This is a genomic window from Desulfoscipio gibsoniae DSM 7213, from assembly GCF_000233715.2.
In the GTDB taxonomy this organism is placed as follows: Bacteria; Bacillota; Desulfotomaculia; order Desulfotomaculales; family Desulfallaceae; genus Sporotomaculum; species Sporotomaculum gibsoniae.
Genome location: NC_021184.1, coordinates 3,796,828 through 3,811,025 on the forward strand (window position 1 = coordinate 3,796,828; position 14,198 = coordinate 3,811,025).

The following is a 14,198-nucleotide window of genomic DNA, read 5'->3' on the forward strand; positions in this document are numbered from 1 at the left end:
ATCACCTGCTTATGAGGATACCTGTATTACAGGAGCACTTCTTCCCCCGGTTGTAAAACCGCCACTTGCACCTCGGGAGCTTTTTCCCCGGCCAGTTTGACAAACTCACCGGCGTCCTGAACCAAAATGGGGAAAGTTTTATAGTGAATGGGTACAACCTTGCCAGGTTTGAGCAATGTCAGGCTGTAAGCGGCCTGCAGCGGGTCCATGACAAATACGCTTCCGATAGGCAGTAGGGCCAGGTCGATGTTATAGATTTTTGCCAACAATTCCATGCTGGCAAAAATGCCTGTGTCACCGGCGTGGTAAACCGTTTTACCGTCCTCTAAAATTACTATATAGCCGACAGCTTCACCCGCCGTGCCGGAATGAAAAGCCTGGGTCATAACAACTTTAACGCCCGCCACTTCCACCTGGCCACCTATGTTCATCCCCATGCCGTAAATAATATTTTCGGCGCTGACCCCGGCCTCTTGTAAAGCACCCGCCAGTTCGGGCTGGGCAATTACCGTGGCACCTGTATCCTTTACTAGATCCGGTATATCCGAGCCCATATGGTCAGAATGGTCATGGGTCACTAGAATAACATCTACTTTGCCGATCTCTTCCTTCTTGACCGGGCAACTGGGGTTACCCGTAATCCAGGGGTCAATTAAAATCACGCATCCGCTGGAAGTGGTAATTTGACACGCAGCGTGTCCCAGCCATTTGATACTATGGGACATTGTTCATCTCTCCTTTATAGGAAATTTAATTTAAGTTTAACCAAATACTTCTGCTTATACCGTTATAATCCTGCTATCAAAATAGACTAATTTACCAAAAAGAATACTTTATCTGAATTTTCAGCATAGCAACAGGCCGTTGTTTAATAATCAACGGCCTGCATAAACTGGTATAAAAGACAATGAGACCGCCCTCTGCCGGTCTCAACATATTTTTATGCTTTTGTAAACTAACCCAGCAGTGCATGTAAACGCATGGCCAGGGATATGTCACCGTCTATTTTTAATTTGCGGGTTATAAAAGCACTCATGGCGTCTATTTTACCGGCTACCAGGTCTTTAAAATCAGCAGCATCCATGGAAATAGTGATACTGGGATTATCCGCCACACCCCGGTTAAGCCGGGCTTCACCATCAGTGATAACAACATGGTAATCACCACCGCCGTCACCTGACATCTTGAACTGGTAAGTTGCCGTTATACCGGCCATTTTAGACGGGTCGGCATCCAGTTTGGTCTGTAATCCCGTCATCAATTCTTGTAAACTCATTGATATACCTCCTCTTTTATTAATGTATGTCACCAGAGACTTAGTGTTGATAACTATTTAGAACACCGCAACAATGTTTGGCGAACTTAGTGCACGTGATATCCTCCTTCATCCCCACTCCGACGCAAGCCCAAGGACGGTATTTCCGCCGGGGTTGAACAACACAGCGGGCATAATTTTACCCACTGGTCTCATGTACTTGCCCTTTCGCGTACGCTAATACATCGCCACCATAAAACATATACAAGTATGCGGCAGTTACCCGGCGGCCGGTGATAATTTCCGCCGCCCTTATGTAAAGTTCGAGCTGACTCCCATAGCGCAAGGCCTTTTGCATCAACGTAGCGCGGGTATAGCGGTCGGTTTTGTAGTCCACCAGCAGCAGGCCCGCCCCTTCATCAGCCAGGCAGTCGATAATCCCCTGCACCAGCACGGTTTCATCGCTACCGGCGTTTCCCACTACCTGCGGGTAAACCTGCTGTACAGGCAGGGCTAAAGTAAAGGGAAGCTCCCGGTAAACCCGGTTGCTTTTCAGTATCCTTTGTCCCAGGGGACTACCCCAAAAGCAGGCCACTGCCTCAGGTAACACCACCGAGGCCTGGGCCCGGCTTAGCTTTTCTTGCTCCACCATGGCAGCTATTTGTTCGCTGATACCTATTATATCCAATTTTCCCCTCAGATCCAGCAGCTGCATCACCAAGTGTAGTGCCTGTCCCCGCTCGGCTGCAGTAAGCCCGGTACTTTTTTGCACAAATAGCGGCCTGGCGGACAAACTGCTCTGGAAGTCCCGGTTCTGCTGTTGTACACCGGGGACCATTTCACCGTGCAGCAGCGTCCCCTTTAAACCGGTTACAGTAGCCCGGGCTGCTAGACCCTGCCAGTGTTGATGCGGGTAGCGCCAGTTCAGACGGGCTTTAACCTGCTCTACCAATGGACCGTCCCCTGGCACGGGCTCAAGCCGGCGCACATGCTCCATATGGTCAACAGTAGGTGGCGCATCAGCTTTCCGCTGCCGGGCATGACTGTCCCAGACAAACACGCGCCAGCGCGAAGGGTCACCCCCAAAAGCCAGTTGCGCAGGTTCCCCCCCCTGTGCCAAGCCGGAGTGATCCAGAGACAACTGAGCCTCATCTATGATACCGGAGAGTGCCCGCAGCGGCGCACCATCGTGGTGCCTGGCCAGGGCCGGACACAGCCAGTCCAGGTAATGCCTGGCACCGGCGGTCAGCCAGGGCGGCAGTTGCAGCTGTGGCCTGTGTGCTGCAGCGCACCAACGGGTGGAGGAATCCCGCAGCCCGCGCACTGCACCCACCAGGATTAATTTTTCCCGGGCCCTGGTCATAGCCACATAAAGCACCCGCATTTCTTCAGCCAGCGCCTCGGCCCGCAGCTTGTCCCGCACTGCGAGCTTAGCCACCGTGGGGTAGGCAATGCGTTTCTCAGCATCCACCAACTGGGGGCCCAGCCCCAGTTTGCGATGCATCAGCACGCCTTTGTTTAAATCCCTAAGGTTAAACCTTTTGCCCAGCCCGGCCACAATCACCACGGGAAATTCCAGTCCCTTGCTTTTATGGATGCTCATGATGCGCACAACATTTTCATTTTCGCCCAGGGCACGGGCCGCCCCCATATCACCGCTATTATCCCTGATACGCTGAATAAAACGCATAAAACGGAATAAACCCCGGTAAGCGGTGGATTCGTACTGCCGGGCACGGTGATACAGCGCCCGCAGGTTGGCCTGGCGCTGGCCACCCCCTGGCAGGCCGCCCACAAAATCATAGTAACCCGTTTCCCGGTACAGTGTCCATAACAGCTCGGCAAGGCTGCCCCGGCGGGCCATGGTGCGCCAGCGCTCCAATTGTTGGAGAAACCGCACCAGTGGTTCGATCAGCGCCTTCGGCCCTTCCAAAGTGCTCAGCACTACTGCGTCATAAAAATCACCCGGCCCACCGCACAGTCTGATTTGGGCCAAATCCTCCGATTTTAAACCCACGAGGGGCGACCGCAGCACCGCCGCCAGCGGTACATCCTGGCGCGGGTTATCAATAATTTTCAGCAGGGCCAAAATGGTTTCTACCTCGGTGGCCTCGAAATATCCCGTATTAAGCTCTGCATAGGCAGGTATACCCAGCTTGCCAAATTCCTCCAGGAAGACATTGGCCCGCCCGGTTGTGGCCCTTAACAGCACCACAACATCCCGGTAGTTTAGTGTCCGGTACCCATTTTGCTCCCGGTCATATACCCGCCAGCCCTCCTCCACCATTTGAGTGATCCGCTGAGCCACTGTGCCCGCCTCCATCCGAAGGGCATCCAGGTCCTCCTCGGAATCAGCACCAGGGACATCTTCACCGTCACCGGAAGCGGAAAAATCTTCATCTTCAGCGGCTATATCCTGCTCCTGCTCTGTTTCAATTAAATGCAGCTCCACCGTTTCCCCCGGTTGCCCCGGTCCTTTCACCCCGCAGGCCGGGTCACCATCGGTTGTTGCTTCGCACAGGCACCCCGGCTGAGCGCAATGATCATCCACCACACCCGGTCGGGGCGGATAGCCGGCCCCGTAGATCAATTCTGCTTGGGTATCGTAAGTCATTTCGCCTACTGCAGGACTCATAATCTGGCCAAATATAAAATTAACCGCGTTTACCACTCCCCGGCGGCTGCGGAAGTTGCGGGCCAGGTTGATTAACCTGCCACCGTCACCAGCGGCATACCGATGATATTTGTCCATGAACAATCCGGGCTCGGCCAGACGAAACCGGTAAATACTTTGTTTAACATCGCCCACCATAAACAGGCCGGATCCTGCATGCCCTTCAGCACCGGACACCAGGTTTAAAATTGTTTCCTGCACAGCATTGATATCCTGGTATTCGTCCACCAGCACCTCGGCAAAACGTTCCTGCAGTTCCAGGGCTACGGCGGAGGGGCACAGCACACCGCCACCACCGGTAGCGCTGTCAACACCATTACCGGCGGCACCATGCATGTCTTGCAAAATCTGCAGTGCATAATGTTCCAGATCGCTAAAATCCACCACCCCGCGATCTAGTTTGACCTGTCGATAATGCCCGGCGAACTGTTCCACCAGTCCGGCCAGTGCCCCCAGCAGAGGTACCATTTGCCGCAATTCAATCAGCAGCTGTGCAGCAGGACGATTAAAATAACGGCCCCGCATTTTTTGCACCCGCTCTTTGGCAGCATTGCGCAGCTTCTGGGCCGTTTTTTTTAAATTTTCATCGGCCACATTCTTTTTACAACTGGCCAGTTTACTGAATACTGTGGCGCTAAACTGCCGGTGCAGTTTATCCCAGCTAATGGAAGAGGCTTTAATTAAATCATCCACCAGCAGTAGATCCTCCTGCAGAGTAGCCTGATAGGGACCTGGTCCCCCAGGGCGGCGGGCCAATTGACCGGCTTGTTCCAACATGCCCCGTACGCCGGCCAATTCATTTTTGATGCTCTCTTTTAATATGTTAAACCATGGCAGGTCGTCAACCACAGCATTTTCGGGAAGGTTAAACCAATCCGGCAACCGGCGCAACCATTGTCCGGGCCAAGGGGTGCTCCGTGAAAACTTGTATAACTCCAGCACCAGCTCTTGCAGTCCCGTGTCATCCTGGTGCCCGCCATAGCAGTCCGCCAGCGCCAGAAAATGCTGGTCCCCTGCAGCATACCGGCTTTCAAAAACAGCCTCAAGCACGTCCAGCTGCAGCAAAGCGGATTCGGCATCATCGGCCACCCGAAATACAGGGTCCAGTTCCAAACGATAAAAGTGCTGCCGGATTAACTCCAGGCAAAAGGAGTGCATGGTGCTAATGCTGGCCCGCTGTAATAATGCCAACTGGCGGCGCAACAGCCCCGAACCCGGGTCGCTTTCCAATGCCCGGTTAATGGCCAGGCCAATGCGTTCCCGCATTTCTGCGGCCGCCGCATTGGTAAAGGTAACCACCAGCAGCCTGTCCACATCCACCGGATTCGCGGGGTCTGTAATTCGCCTGATAATGCGCTCCACCAGCACAGCAGTTTTACCGGCCCCCGCCGCTGCCGCCACCAACAGCCGGCTATCCCGGCAGGTAATGGCATTGAGCTGTTCAGGAGTCCATCTTTCAGTCATTTTCATCCGCCCGCCTTTCTTAATAAACATAATTCTTATAACCCATCATAAAATGCCTGTGATTCATATAATAATTATTTAATTAAAAATACCATTTATAGCTGCAATATGCTCCCTTTCACTTATCCTTCCCGTCCCCCAACTGTTCCTTAATGCTCTGCCATACGATGGTATCCTTTTCCGGTGTAATAATCCTGAAGGCATTGCCCGGCAATAGCAGGTCGAACTGGCAAACCGGTTTATAGGAACAGTAGCGGCAGTAACGAAACTCACCCTGCCGGTAAGGACTGATATCCTTGATCCCGGCCATTATATCAGCGCCAGCGCCGGCCAGCTGATGCCGCAGGTAGGCCCGCAGCATAGCAAACTGCTCATGGTCCAGCACCGCGGAGCGGGCAGAAAGGGTGCCGTCCTTTTTAATGCTCACCGGTAAAAGGTCCGAGGCGGACCCGGCCAGGCTGTCCATCAACCGCACCAGTTCAGGCTCAGCCAGCAGCAGGCCTTTCATTTTCAGTGCTTTAAGCAGCAATCGCTCTGCTTCCCCATCCGCCAGAGGTGAGCCGTCCGTTTGCAGTATAGGCTCGGCAATGCGAAAATACAGCACAGCACCTGGCAGGCCCCGGTCACCCAGCAGCTGCCGGGAATACTCCAGCGCCACCTCCAGGTAGGTAAGCAATTGTAGTTTGAGGCCGTGCAGGATATCGCTCAGCTTGATGGTGTTCACCCCTGATTTATAATCAATCACCCGCAGGTACAGCGTGCCTTCGTGCCGCGCCGCATCCAGCCTGTCAATGCGGCCAGTGAGCAGCATCTCGTCGCCGCCCGGCAAGCTGAACACCACTCCGGGCAGTTCTCCCCCGGGGCCAAAGGCTAGTTCCAGCCCCACGGGCCGAAAGCGCCCGCGCCGGGCATGCTCGGCCAGCACCAGCGCCGAGCGCTGCACAATGCGCTTTAATTTACCCGTCAGGTAACGGTGCCGGGCGGAGCTGAGCAATATTTCACTTTGCAGGTGCGGGGCCAGGATATCAACCACCTCACCGGCCAGTTCCCGGCACCGGTCTGTTTCCAATTCACCCCAGTCCATCCCCCCATCCTGCAATCGCTGGGCAAAAAGCTTAAGTGCAGCATGGAAAAACTGTCCCGTATCCGGTGCCTGCAGCCGAAACACCGCCCTATCCTTAAGGCGCAGCCCGTAGGACAAGAAATGGGCAAAGGGACAGGAACGAAACTTCTCAAGACCGGATACTCCGGTTTTAAAGGGCCGGCCGTATAGCTGCCGGGCTATTGAGCGGGGCAGCCGGCCTTCCCGGTTACTGTAAAACAAGCTTTCCATCACCCGAACAAACAGTGGATGATGGCGGTTTTGAAGAAACCAGTTGTATACGTCCCACCACAAGGGGTCTATGTACCGCCCGGCCCCGGCATCGCGTAAACGTCCGGCCAGGTAGGTCAGGCAGCGGCTGGGATGAGTGACAAATGTCACATCGGGCACTTGGCCAGTCCCCGGTTCCTGCAGCCAGAGTCCTTCCGCCAGGTCGGGAAAAAATTCCCGCACACGGTGCACAACGGGTGACGGGCGCAGCGCCCGGCCCTCCCCATCGGCCAGTGGATAGGATAACACCAGCTGCTCCGAGGCCCGGGTAAGGGCCTGGTACACCATGTATTGCTCATCAAAAACCCGCCGCCGCACACCCGGGGCTAGCGACAATCCGCTGCCCTGCAGCCGCTCCCGCTCAATTTCGGTAAATATCCCCTGCTCTGTCAGCCGGGCCGGCAGCACCCCATCGTTGATGCCTGGTATGAACGCGGCCCGCACCCGGGGACTACGGGAACGATCCAATGAGCCCACTACCACCTGATCCAGCCCTGGCGGTATAAGACCCAGGCGCATGGCATCCAGGCCGGCATCCAAAATAACGTTGTACTGCTTTAACGAGAGCTCTTCTTCGCCCAGGGATTCAACCATTTCATCCAGCAGCGTCACCAAATCCACCCAGATTTGTTCATGTTCCCGGGCTTCTTCCAACCGGCCTTCCTCCCGGGCCAAAGCAGCCCAGCGTTCCAGCTGCTCCGGAACCTCCAGCTGTTCCAGCAGCATGTACAGCGCCCCGGTGTAGTCCGCCACTGTGGCACCATCCTGCACAGCCTGGTGGAAACCGGCCAAAACGGACACAGCAGCACCCCGGATGCTGTTAATTTGCTCAAGGGCTATTTTTTGCTGTTCAGAAACAACATCATCATCTTCCAAGGTTAACCGGCGACGGTACTCCCAGGGCTGGTTGTCAAACCAACGACTGCCTCTGATGCCATGAGCCAATACATAGTTCTCCAGAATATCCACTTCATCCCGGCTCAACCGGGCAAGATCGGTCTTTAAGTAACGAAATACGGGATCAAAGGGCCAGTTTTCAGCCACTGTTTCCAGAGCTGCTCGGATCAGCTCTACCAGTGGATGATGCAGCACCGTGCGCTTATGATCCAGAAAAAAGGGGATTCCGTGGTCGTTAAAGACAGCCTCAATCAAATCTGCGTACAAATCCACTTCCCGCAGCAGCACCACAATGTCTCTCCAGCGGTAACCCCGGTCACGACACAGGCCGGTGATTGCCCGGGCCATGCCTTCCACTTCGGCGCGGCGGTCGGCAGCGGCTATAACACTTATACCCGTTTCTCCTAAATCCTTGCCGGCTGCAGCACCATCAGCCGCCTGCTTGCCCTGCATACAGGCTGGATCCGGTGTCTGGTACGTTTCGTTCACGGCACCATCTTGTGTATGCGGCAGGCTTTTAACCGCCCTGTAATCAAACAAGGTCTTCTCCAAATAAGCCAGGTGCCGGGAGACGAACCTGGGCAGCACACCATTATCCGCAACCGGCACGTGGTATACCGGTAATTTTATCCCATTTGCCATGTTCAACAGCTCATGGTAGGTCTCCCAAACAGGATAAAAGGGGTCGGTCTCGGTCATTATCTGGTCAGCAAAGCCAGGGCTTAAACATAAAGTTATATTTAGCCCCCGGGTATGCTGCAGCAGCGCTTCCAGCACGGCGTATTCCCGGGGGGTAAAGCCGGAGAACCCGTCCACCCAGATATTAGCCTGGTTCAGCCAGGGTGAAACCCGTATCTTTTCCGCAGCTAGAGCCAGGTAATCATCGGGGTCGATAAAGCGGTCACGCAAAAAATATGTAAAGTCGGCAAAAATGAGCTGTAAATCACGCAATTTGTCCACCAGCAACCCGGCATCCCCCGCCCGCTCCAGCCCGGCCAGGCAGCGGCACAAATCGCCCGCATCCACCTGGTAGCTTTTCAATTCACTCAGCGCGCGGGCCAGCTTGTCCACAAAACCGGGCAACCGGACCGCCCGGCCGAAAATACGCAACTCATCCAGCCTGCCTTCCAGCAGCCGCCGCAAAATCATGCGCTTGCCCATCTCCCCCAGAGGCAGCCGGGTAGCACCGCCGGCCTCCTGCAGCACCCGGAGAGCCAGCCGGCTAAAGCCCAGCACCTGGGCTCGCATAAAACCTCCCGCACCCGTAACCCGGGCTAAAGCCTGCTCAGTTTGAAAAGAAGCTTGCTCGGGCACCAGCATAATTAAAGGTGTACCCAGTGGCTGCTGCTGTAGTTCATGGCTCATTTCCCGCAGACAGAGGGTTGTTTTACCAGCCCCCGCCCGTCCCATGATTAGCCTTAAAAACAAACCTTTGGCCCCCTTACTCTGGAATCAACAGGTTTTTGTTGCTCATAAAATTCTACGGCCTTTAGTATATGTAACCAGAATACGTTACAGTTAACGTTATAAAATTTAAAGGCCTTCGCATAAACTGCGAAGGCCATCAAAACTGTCTTTCCCACCGGGCCGTTACCCACCAGTTTTTTTATCAACCCACCTCTCCCAGGTGGGTGCCGACCAGCTGCGTCTGTCTTCCGCCCGTGGCGGCCTGACATAGACAACCGGATCTGATGCTCCCGAATTACATTTGTAGGTTAAAAAAACAAGGGGTCACGTACCAAGTAGGTAATATTATAATCTCATAAAAATTTTATTAAATCAATATTGACTTTTTAAAATAAAAACCGGACTATGACCGTAAGCGAGATTCTGTTTCAGCAGTCATCTATCTAGGCAAACCTTGCGGTTCACCTCCCCCTCCCGGGGGTGCCCCTACCCGCAGCTCAAAGGCTGCCTATTTGGGTTGCACGCTGGCGGAGTTTACCCTTGCACTCACCGGTTACCCGATGACTTAGTTTCTGTGGCACTTTACAGCTACTGAAAACCCATTGGGTTTCTTTGACCGTCGTCAGGTCGCCCTGCCCCGGCTTGCGCCGGGCACCATTCTACACCAAATGCCTTTATGGACACCCGGTGTGCGTGTCTCGACTTTCCTCTACCATCCGGTTAAACCGAACAGCAGCGACTGCTCGTCATACTCCAGTTCTTGTTCAATGGTCACATTACGTAATTATAAACCAATTACCGCCTGTGTGCAAATGCAATGTGTACCATATTCACCGGCCGATTACCATCTAACAGTCATTGACTAACCAACCGTTTAAATGATACATTTAAAAAAAAGGTTTTCACATATTTAAAAATGTTGAGGGGGGAAAATATCCATGGATAACTGGACACCATTTTATATTTTCATGGGTGTAATGGCCGTTATCGGACTTATCGCCGGCATATTTGCTAATTCCATTAAAAAAGCCATGGCGGATCTGGAATACTTTTCGACCGGCAAGGTAACTGATCACCACCAATATATTCCATACGATTAATATATAAAACCGACATACTCTATAAAGCAATCTTATTTGGATTATAACACGAAAGAAGTGCTGGCTTTTAAACCAGTACTTCTTTTTTTTAGACCGCATTGACACCAATTCCGGAAACGGCTATACCGGTAATGGTTCCGCTACCTTACTTATTCTTTTAGTATATTTTTCACGCTGTTTTCATATAATTTACGACAGTTTATTATTTATGGAAAAGCCAAGCTATAAGTGGTATACTAAAGATAATTGTCCATAGGGAAAGGAACGGTGACACAATGCATTCACTTGGCAAGCTAACGCTGGTGAAGCTGTTGGTTGTATTATTGCTAATCCTTAGCGCCGGATGTTCAACCAGCTCTAATGAACAAACGGACAACCAGAATAAAAATGCTGATCAGCAAGATAAAGTCGCGGAACAACAGGAACAAACGCCGGACATAAACCTGCCTGTTTATTTTGTCAAATACACCGCTGATGGAGCTTACCTGGTCAGGGAGGTGCACACTGTATCTTACACCAAGCAGGTTGCCAATGCCGCTATGCAAGAACTAATTAATGATGAAAAAAGCATTTTGCCCTCCGGCACCAAAATACTGGGTATAAATATTGAAAAAGGTCTGGCTACGGTTAATTTTAGCAAAGAAGTTTTAAATAATACCAACGTGGGTTCGGCGGGAGAGCAGTTAGGTATACAAAGCATAGTAAATACTTTAACTGAATTTCCCAATATAGAAAAGGTGGCTTTTCAAGTGGATGGCCGGGCGGATGGCCGGGCCCAGGACTGGTGGGGGCATGTTGGCCTATACGAACAGCCCTTCACCCAAGATTGCTCCATGGTTTATGAGCCCGCTATTTGGGTGACCCACCCCACACCCCATCAGGTAATCTGCGTTCCTTTGCTGGTTAAAGGCAGCGCCATGGTATTTGAAGGCGCGGTCAATGCCAGGCTGCTGGACAGCAGCGGTGAAATACTGGCCGAGAGTTACACAACAGCCAAATCGGGAGCACCTGAACGGGGCGATTTTGAAATGAGCATTAAATTTGACCCACCCTCGGACGGGGAGGGAGTGCTGGAGGTTTATCAAGTCAGCCCGCAAGATGGCAGTCCCCAAGATATAGTTTCTATTCCAGTACAATGGCCATAATTAACAGGAGGTGTAATAAATATGGACAAAACAGGTAACGATTATCCCAAAGAAGTGAGGGACACCACCATACTGGCTCAAAGGGTTAGAAGAGACTTGACCTGGGTCGTAGTAAGCATGGCCGTGGCATTGGCGGCGGCAGCCGGAACATATATGACGCTAACAAAGTAAGAGCGCTACAATCTACTTACTAATACGGAATACCCCTTAAGGGCTGCGCAAGTTCTTGCCTACAAACCCGCCCAAAGCAGCTTTCCATCAATAGCAAACAACCGGGCACCTTAAAACTATGGTGCCCGGTTTTGTTACAACCGCAGGTCGGCATTTATCAGCGGAAACCAAAATACCAAACCAGTCCTCCCGCAATCATTAATACTATTTTCAATAACATTGACTTACTTTCTCCCACCAGCCCTTTATATTTAAACCATTCACCCAAGCCGCTGGGAATCACAAACACAATAAATATAGCCTGGGCCACCGGCACCAATGTAGGCGAATTTATTGTAAGTACCCATAATATCAATCCCCACAGGACAATGGCCATGGTAATGCGTACCGGCTGCTGCAACTTTCTTTCTTTCTCCGTCAACGAATCACCAACCCCCTTTATAACATATACTTCCCCTTAATGACCAAAAATCCTGCAGTAATAATTGAACTATGGTTAACGGCAGATATATTTTAGACCCAAAAAAAACCCCGCCTATATCCGGCGGGATTGCTGAGAGAGATTTAGGAGGCTGGTTACTGCTCAACTGCAGTATCTATATTATTGCACAGTGGATTTTTTTTATACCTGGCCCAAAAAATAAACCCCCATATGCTTGGGGGATTGGGAAAAGAGGTATATGTTTAACCAGGAATAACCTTATTTAAAATTCTGCCATAAAAAGCGTGAAAACTCTGTCATAATTGCGACAACGCTGCGTCTTCCCGATGACAAAAGTGTTTCTTCTTACCCCCTTAATGCAAAAGCCTGCGGCAGTGCCCCAGGCTTTTGCATTAAAGTGGCCATAGCTTATCAACCACCAAGAATTAAAGCTTAACCAACCACTTTTACCTCATTCATTTTGTCGCCAATATCCAACTCATCCACCACATCCATACCTTCAGTAACTATCCCAAAAACCGCGTACTGCCCGTCCAGCCAGCCGGCATCAGTCTTTAATATATAAAACTGTGATCCGGCGGAATCAGGGTGAGCCGACCTGGCCATGGCCACCGCACCCCGTACATTTTTCAAATCAGGGTGGGTTTCCAGCTTAATTGTCCAGCCCGGGCCGCCGGTACCGTTGCCCCTGGGGTCGCCACCCTGCACCACCCAGTGTTCCACCCGGTGAAAGGTTAGCCCGTTATAAAAACCATCATTGGTTAATTTTAAAAAATTCTCCACCGTAACAGGCATTTTTTCCGGGTACAATTCCATGGTAATACTACCTTTATCGGTACTGATAAGTACTTGCTGCGCTGCCAAATTATCACTCCTCATAATTTTATCCAACCTTTATTATACACTAATGCCCCGGTTTTCATATCATCATCGATGATAAAACGCGGGCCCCTGGCAAAACAAAGGTATAACACCGCTAACCGGGCACATTTACACCGCTTTCTTTGCCTTTTCTGGGGGGTCGGGGTCCAAAATACTGGTAATAATCCACTTTAATATTGCCGTTGTAAAGCTTTCTTTTTTTAGTGGCCGGCCTGCCAAACAGCCTCTCAAATTGCGGGTGTGCAGCCAGTATGTAATAAGACCAGGTGTCCAGGCGGCCAAACACATGACCCATTTCCCTGTATAACCGCTCCACTTCCCTGATTTCCCCCAGCCGTTCTCCGTAGGGCGGGTTACAGATAATCTTACCGTATTTTTTGCTGGACCGCACATCGGCCAGTGGCAGGCGCTGGAAATGAATCAACTCTTCCACCCCTGCCTCACCGGCATTTTGGCGGGCCAGTTTCAAAACGTCATTATCTATGTCCGTGCCTATAATATCCAGGGGGCGATCATAATGGGCTAAATCGTGAGTCTCTTTTCTGGCCTGTCTCCACAGCTCCCTTGGAATGGTGGGCCAGCTTTCAGATACAAACTCGCGGTTTATCCCCGGTGCGATATTCTGGCCAATCAACGCCGCCTCAATGGGAATAGTACCCGATCCACAAAATGGGTCCATTAAAACAGTGTCCGGGTGCCAGCGCGACAATATAATCAATGCCGCGGCCAGCGTTTCCTTTAGAGGCGCCTGGCTGGCCAGCTCCCGGTAACCTCTTTTATGCAGCCCGGCACCGCTGGTGTCGATGGTTAGAGTAGCAATATCTTTTAATAAAGCCACTTCTATTTTGTACAGCGGCCCTTGCTCGGAAAACCACTGCTGTTTATATTTTTGCTTCATACTTTCAACAACTGCCTTTTTTACAATAGCCTGGCAGTCGGAAATGCTAAATAATGTGGATTTAACGGATTTACCTTCCACAGGAAACTCAGCATCCCCGGGTATTAATTCCGGCCAGGGCAATGCCCTGGTTTGCTCAAAAAGTTCATCAAAGGTGGTGGCTTTAAACTCACCAACTTTAAGGCGCACCCTGTCCGCTGTACGCAACCATAAGTTAGCCCGGCAAATGGCACCCCAGTCTGCGCCAAAAGTAACCTTACCGTTTTCCACCGTCACCTTTTGATAACCCAAATCCTTGACTTCCTTAGCCACCAGCGCTTCCAATCCAAAGGTCGCCGTAGCGATCAATTCAACATCAGCCATTTGAATCCACCCTTTATAATCATTTGCTAGAATAATTTAGTATTCCCGTTATTTATGGATTCACCTGCCTGGTTTATTGCCGTTAAACGACGGGCGGAACAAATCATTCTTGACGCTATTTTTCATGT

At 51.6% G+C, this 14,198-nt stretch carries 10 protein-coding genes and 2 other RNA genes; 3 read left to right on the forward strand and 9 right to left on the reverse strand.

Annotated elements, in window-relative coordinates; genetic code table 11:
* Nucleotides 1-26: 26 nt before the first annotated feature.
* From DESGI_RS18005 to rnpB, 6 genes are all read right to left on the reverse strand, one after another.
* Nucleotides 27-725 (reverse strand): metal-dependent hydrolase, encoded by a 699-nt coding sequence (locus DESGI_RS18005; protein WP_006520501.1) that lies wholly within the window; start codon nt 723-725, stop codon nt 27-29.
* A gap of 230 nt (nt 726-955) precedes the next feature.
* Complete coding sequence (locus tag DESGI_RS18010; protein WP_006520502.1) at nt 956-1,276, reverse strand: SCP2 sterol-binding domain-containing protein; 321 nt, start codon at nt 1,274-1,276, stop codon at nt 956-958.
* A 178-nt stretch (nt 1,277-1,454) separates the two neighbouring features.
* Nucleotides 1,455-5,393: a UvrD-helicase domain-containing protein gene (locus DESGI_RS18015; RefSeq protein WP_006520503.1), complete on the reverse strand. Its 3,939-nt coding sequence runs from the start codon at nt 5,391-5,393 to the stop codon at nt 1,455-1,457.
* Nucleotides 5,394-5,511: 118 nt separating this feature from the next.
* Entirely contained in the window at nt 5,512-9,090 is a 3,579-nt protein-coding gene (gene addB / locus DESGI_RS18020) for a helicase-exonuclease AddAB subunit AddB (RefSeq protein ID WP_006520504.1), read from the reverse strand.
* A 144-nt stretch (nt 9,091-9,234) separates the two neighbouring features.
* Nucleotides 9,235-9,414: non-coding RNA, 6S RNA (gene ssrS / locus DESGI_RS24015), on the reverse strand.
* Nucleotides 9,415-9,476: 62 nt separating this feature from the next.
* An RNA gene (rnpB, locus tag DESGI_RS24020) (RNase P RNA component class B) lies at nt 9,477-9,820 on the reverse strand.
* A 187-nt stretch (nt 9,821-10,007) separates the two neighbouring features.
* On the opposite strand from rnpB, the gene DESGI_RS24770 reads away from it, so the two are divergent.
* The 3 genes from DESGI_RS24770 to DESGI_RS24775 all read left to right on the forward strand — a co-directional run bounded on the left by DESGI_RS24770 (nt 10,008) and on the right by DESGI_RS24775 (nt 11,485).
* Nucleotides 10,008-10,169 (forward strand): hypothetical protein, encoded by a 162-nt coding sequence (locus DESGI_RS24770; RefSeq protein ID WP_006520505.1) that lies wholly within the window; start codon nt 10,008-10,010, stop codon nt 10,167-10,169.
* Nucleotides 10,170-10,444: 275 nt separating this feature from the next.
* A complete protein-coding gene (locus tag DESGI_RS18030; protein WP_006520506.1) occupies nt 10,445-11,314 on the forward strand; it encodes a Gmad2 immunoglobulin-like domain-containing protein in 870 nt (289 codons plus the stop codon).
* A 21-nt stretch (nt 11,315-11,335) separates the two neighbouring features.
* Nucleotides 11,336-11,485 (forward strand): hypothetical protein, encoded by a 150-nt coding sequence (locus DESGI_RS24775; protein ID WP_006520507.1) that lies wholly within the window; start codon nt 11,336-11,338, stop codon nt 11,483-11,485.
* Nucleotides 11,486-11,642: 157 nt separating this feature from the next.
* On the opposite strand, the gene DESGI_RS18035 is transcribed toward DESGI_RS24775, so the two are convergent.
* From DESGI_RS18035 to DESGI_RS18050, 3 genes are all read right to left on the reverse strand, one after another.
* Nucleotides 11,643-11,906, reverse strand: coding sequence for a hypothetical protein (locus tag DESGI_RS18035; RefSeq protein WP_006520508.1), 264 nt, complete (start codon nt 11,904-11,906; stop codon nt 11,643-11,645).
* Between the two features lie 453 nt (nt 11,907-12,359).
* On the reverse strand, nt 12,360-12,791 hold the full coding sequence (locus DESGI_RS18045; RefSeq protein WP_006520509.1) for a peptidylprolyl isomerase: 432 nt from the start codon (nt 12,789-12,791) through the stop codon (nt 12,360-12,362).
* Nucleotides 12,792-12,903: 112 nt separating this feature from the next.
* Nucleotides 12,904-14,070: a THUMP domain-containing class I SAM-dependent RNA methyltransferase gene (locus DESGI_RS18050; RefSeq protein ID WP_006520510.1), complete on the reverse strand. Its 1,167-nt coding sequence runs from the start codon at nt 14,068-14,070 to the stop codon at nt 12,904-12,906.
* Between the last annotated feature and the right edge of the window lie 128 nt (nt 14,071-14,198).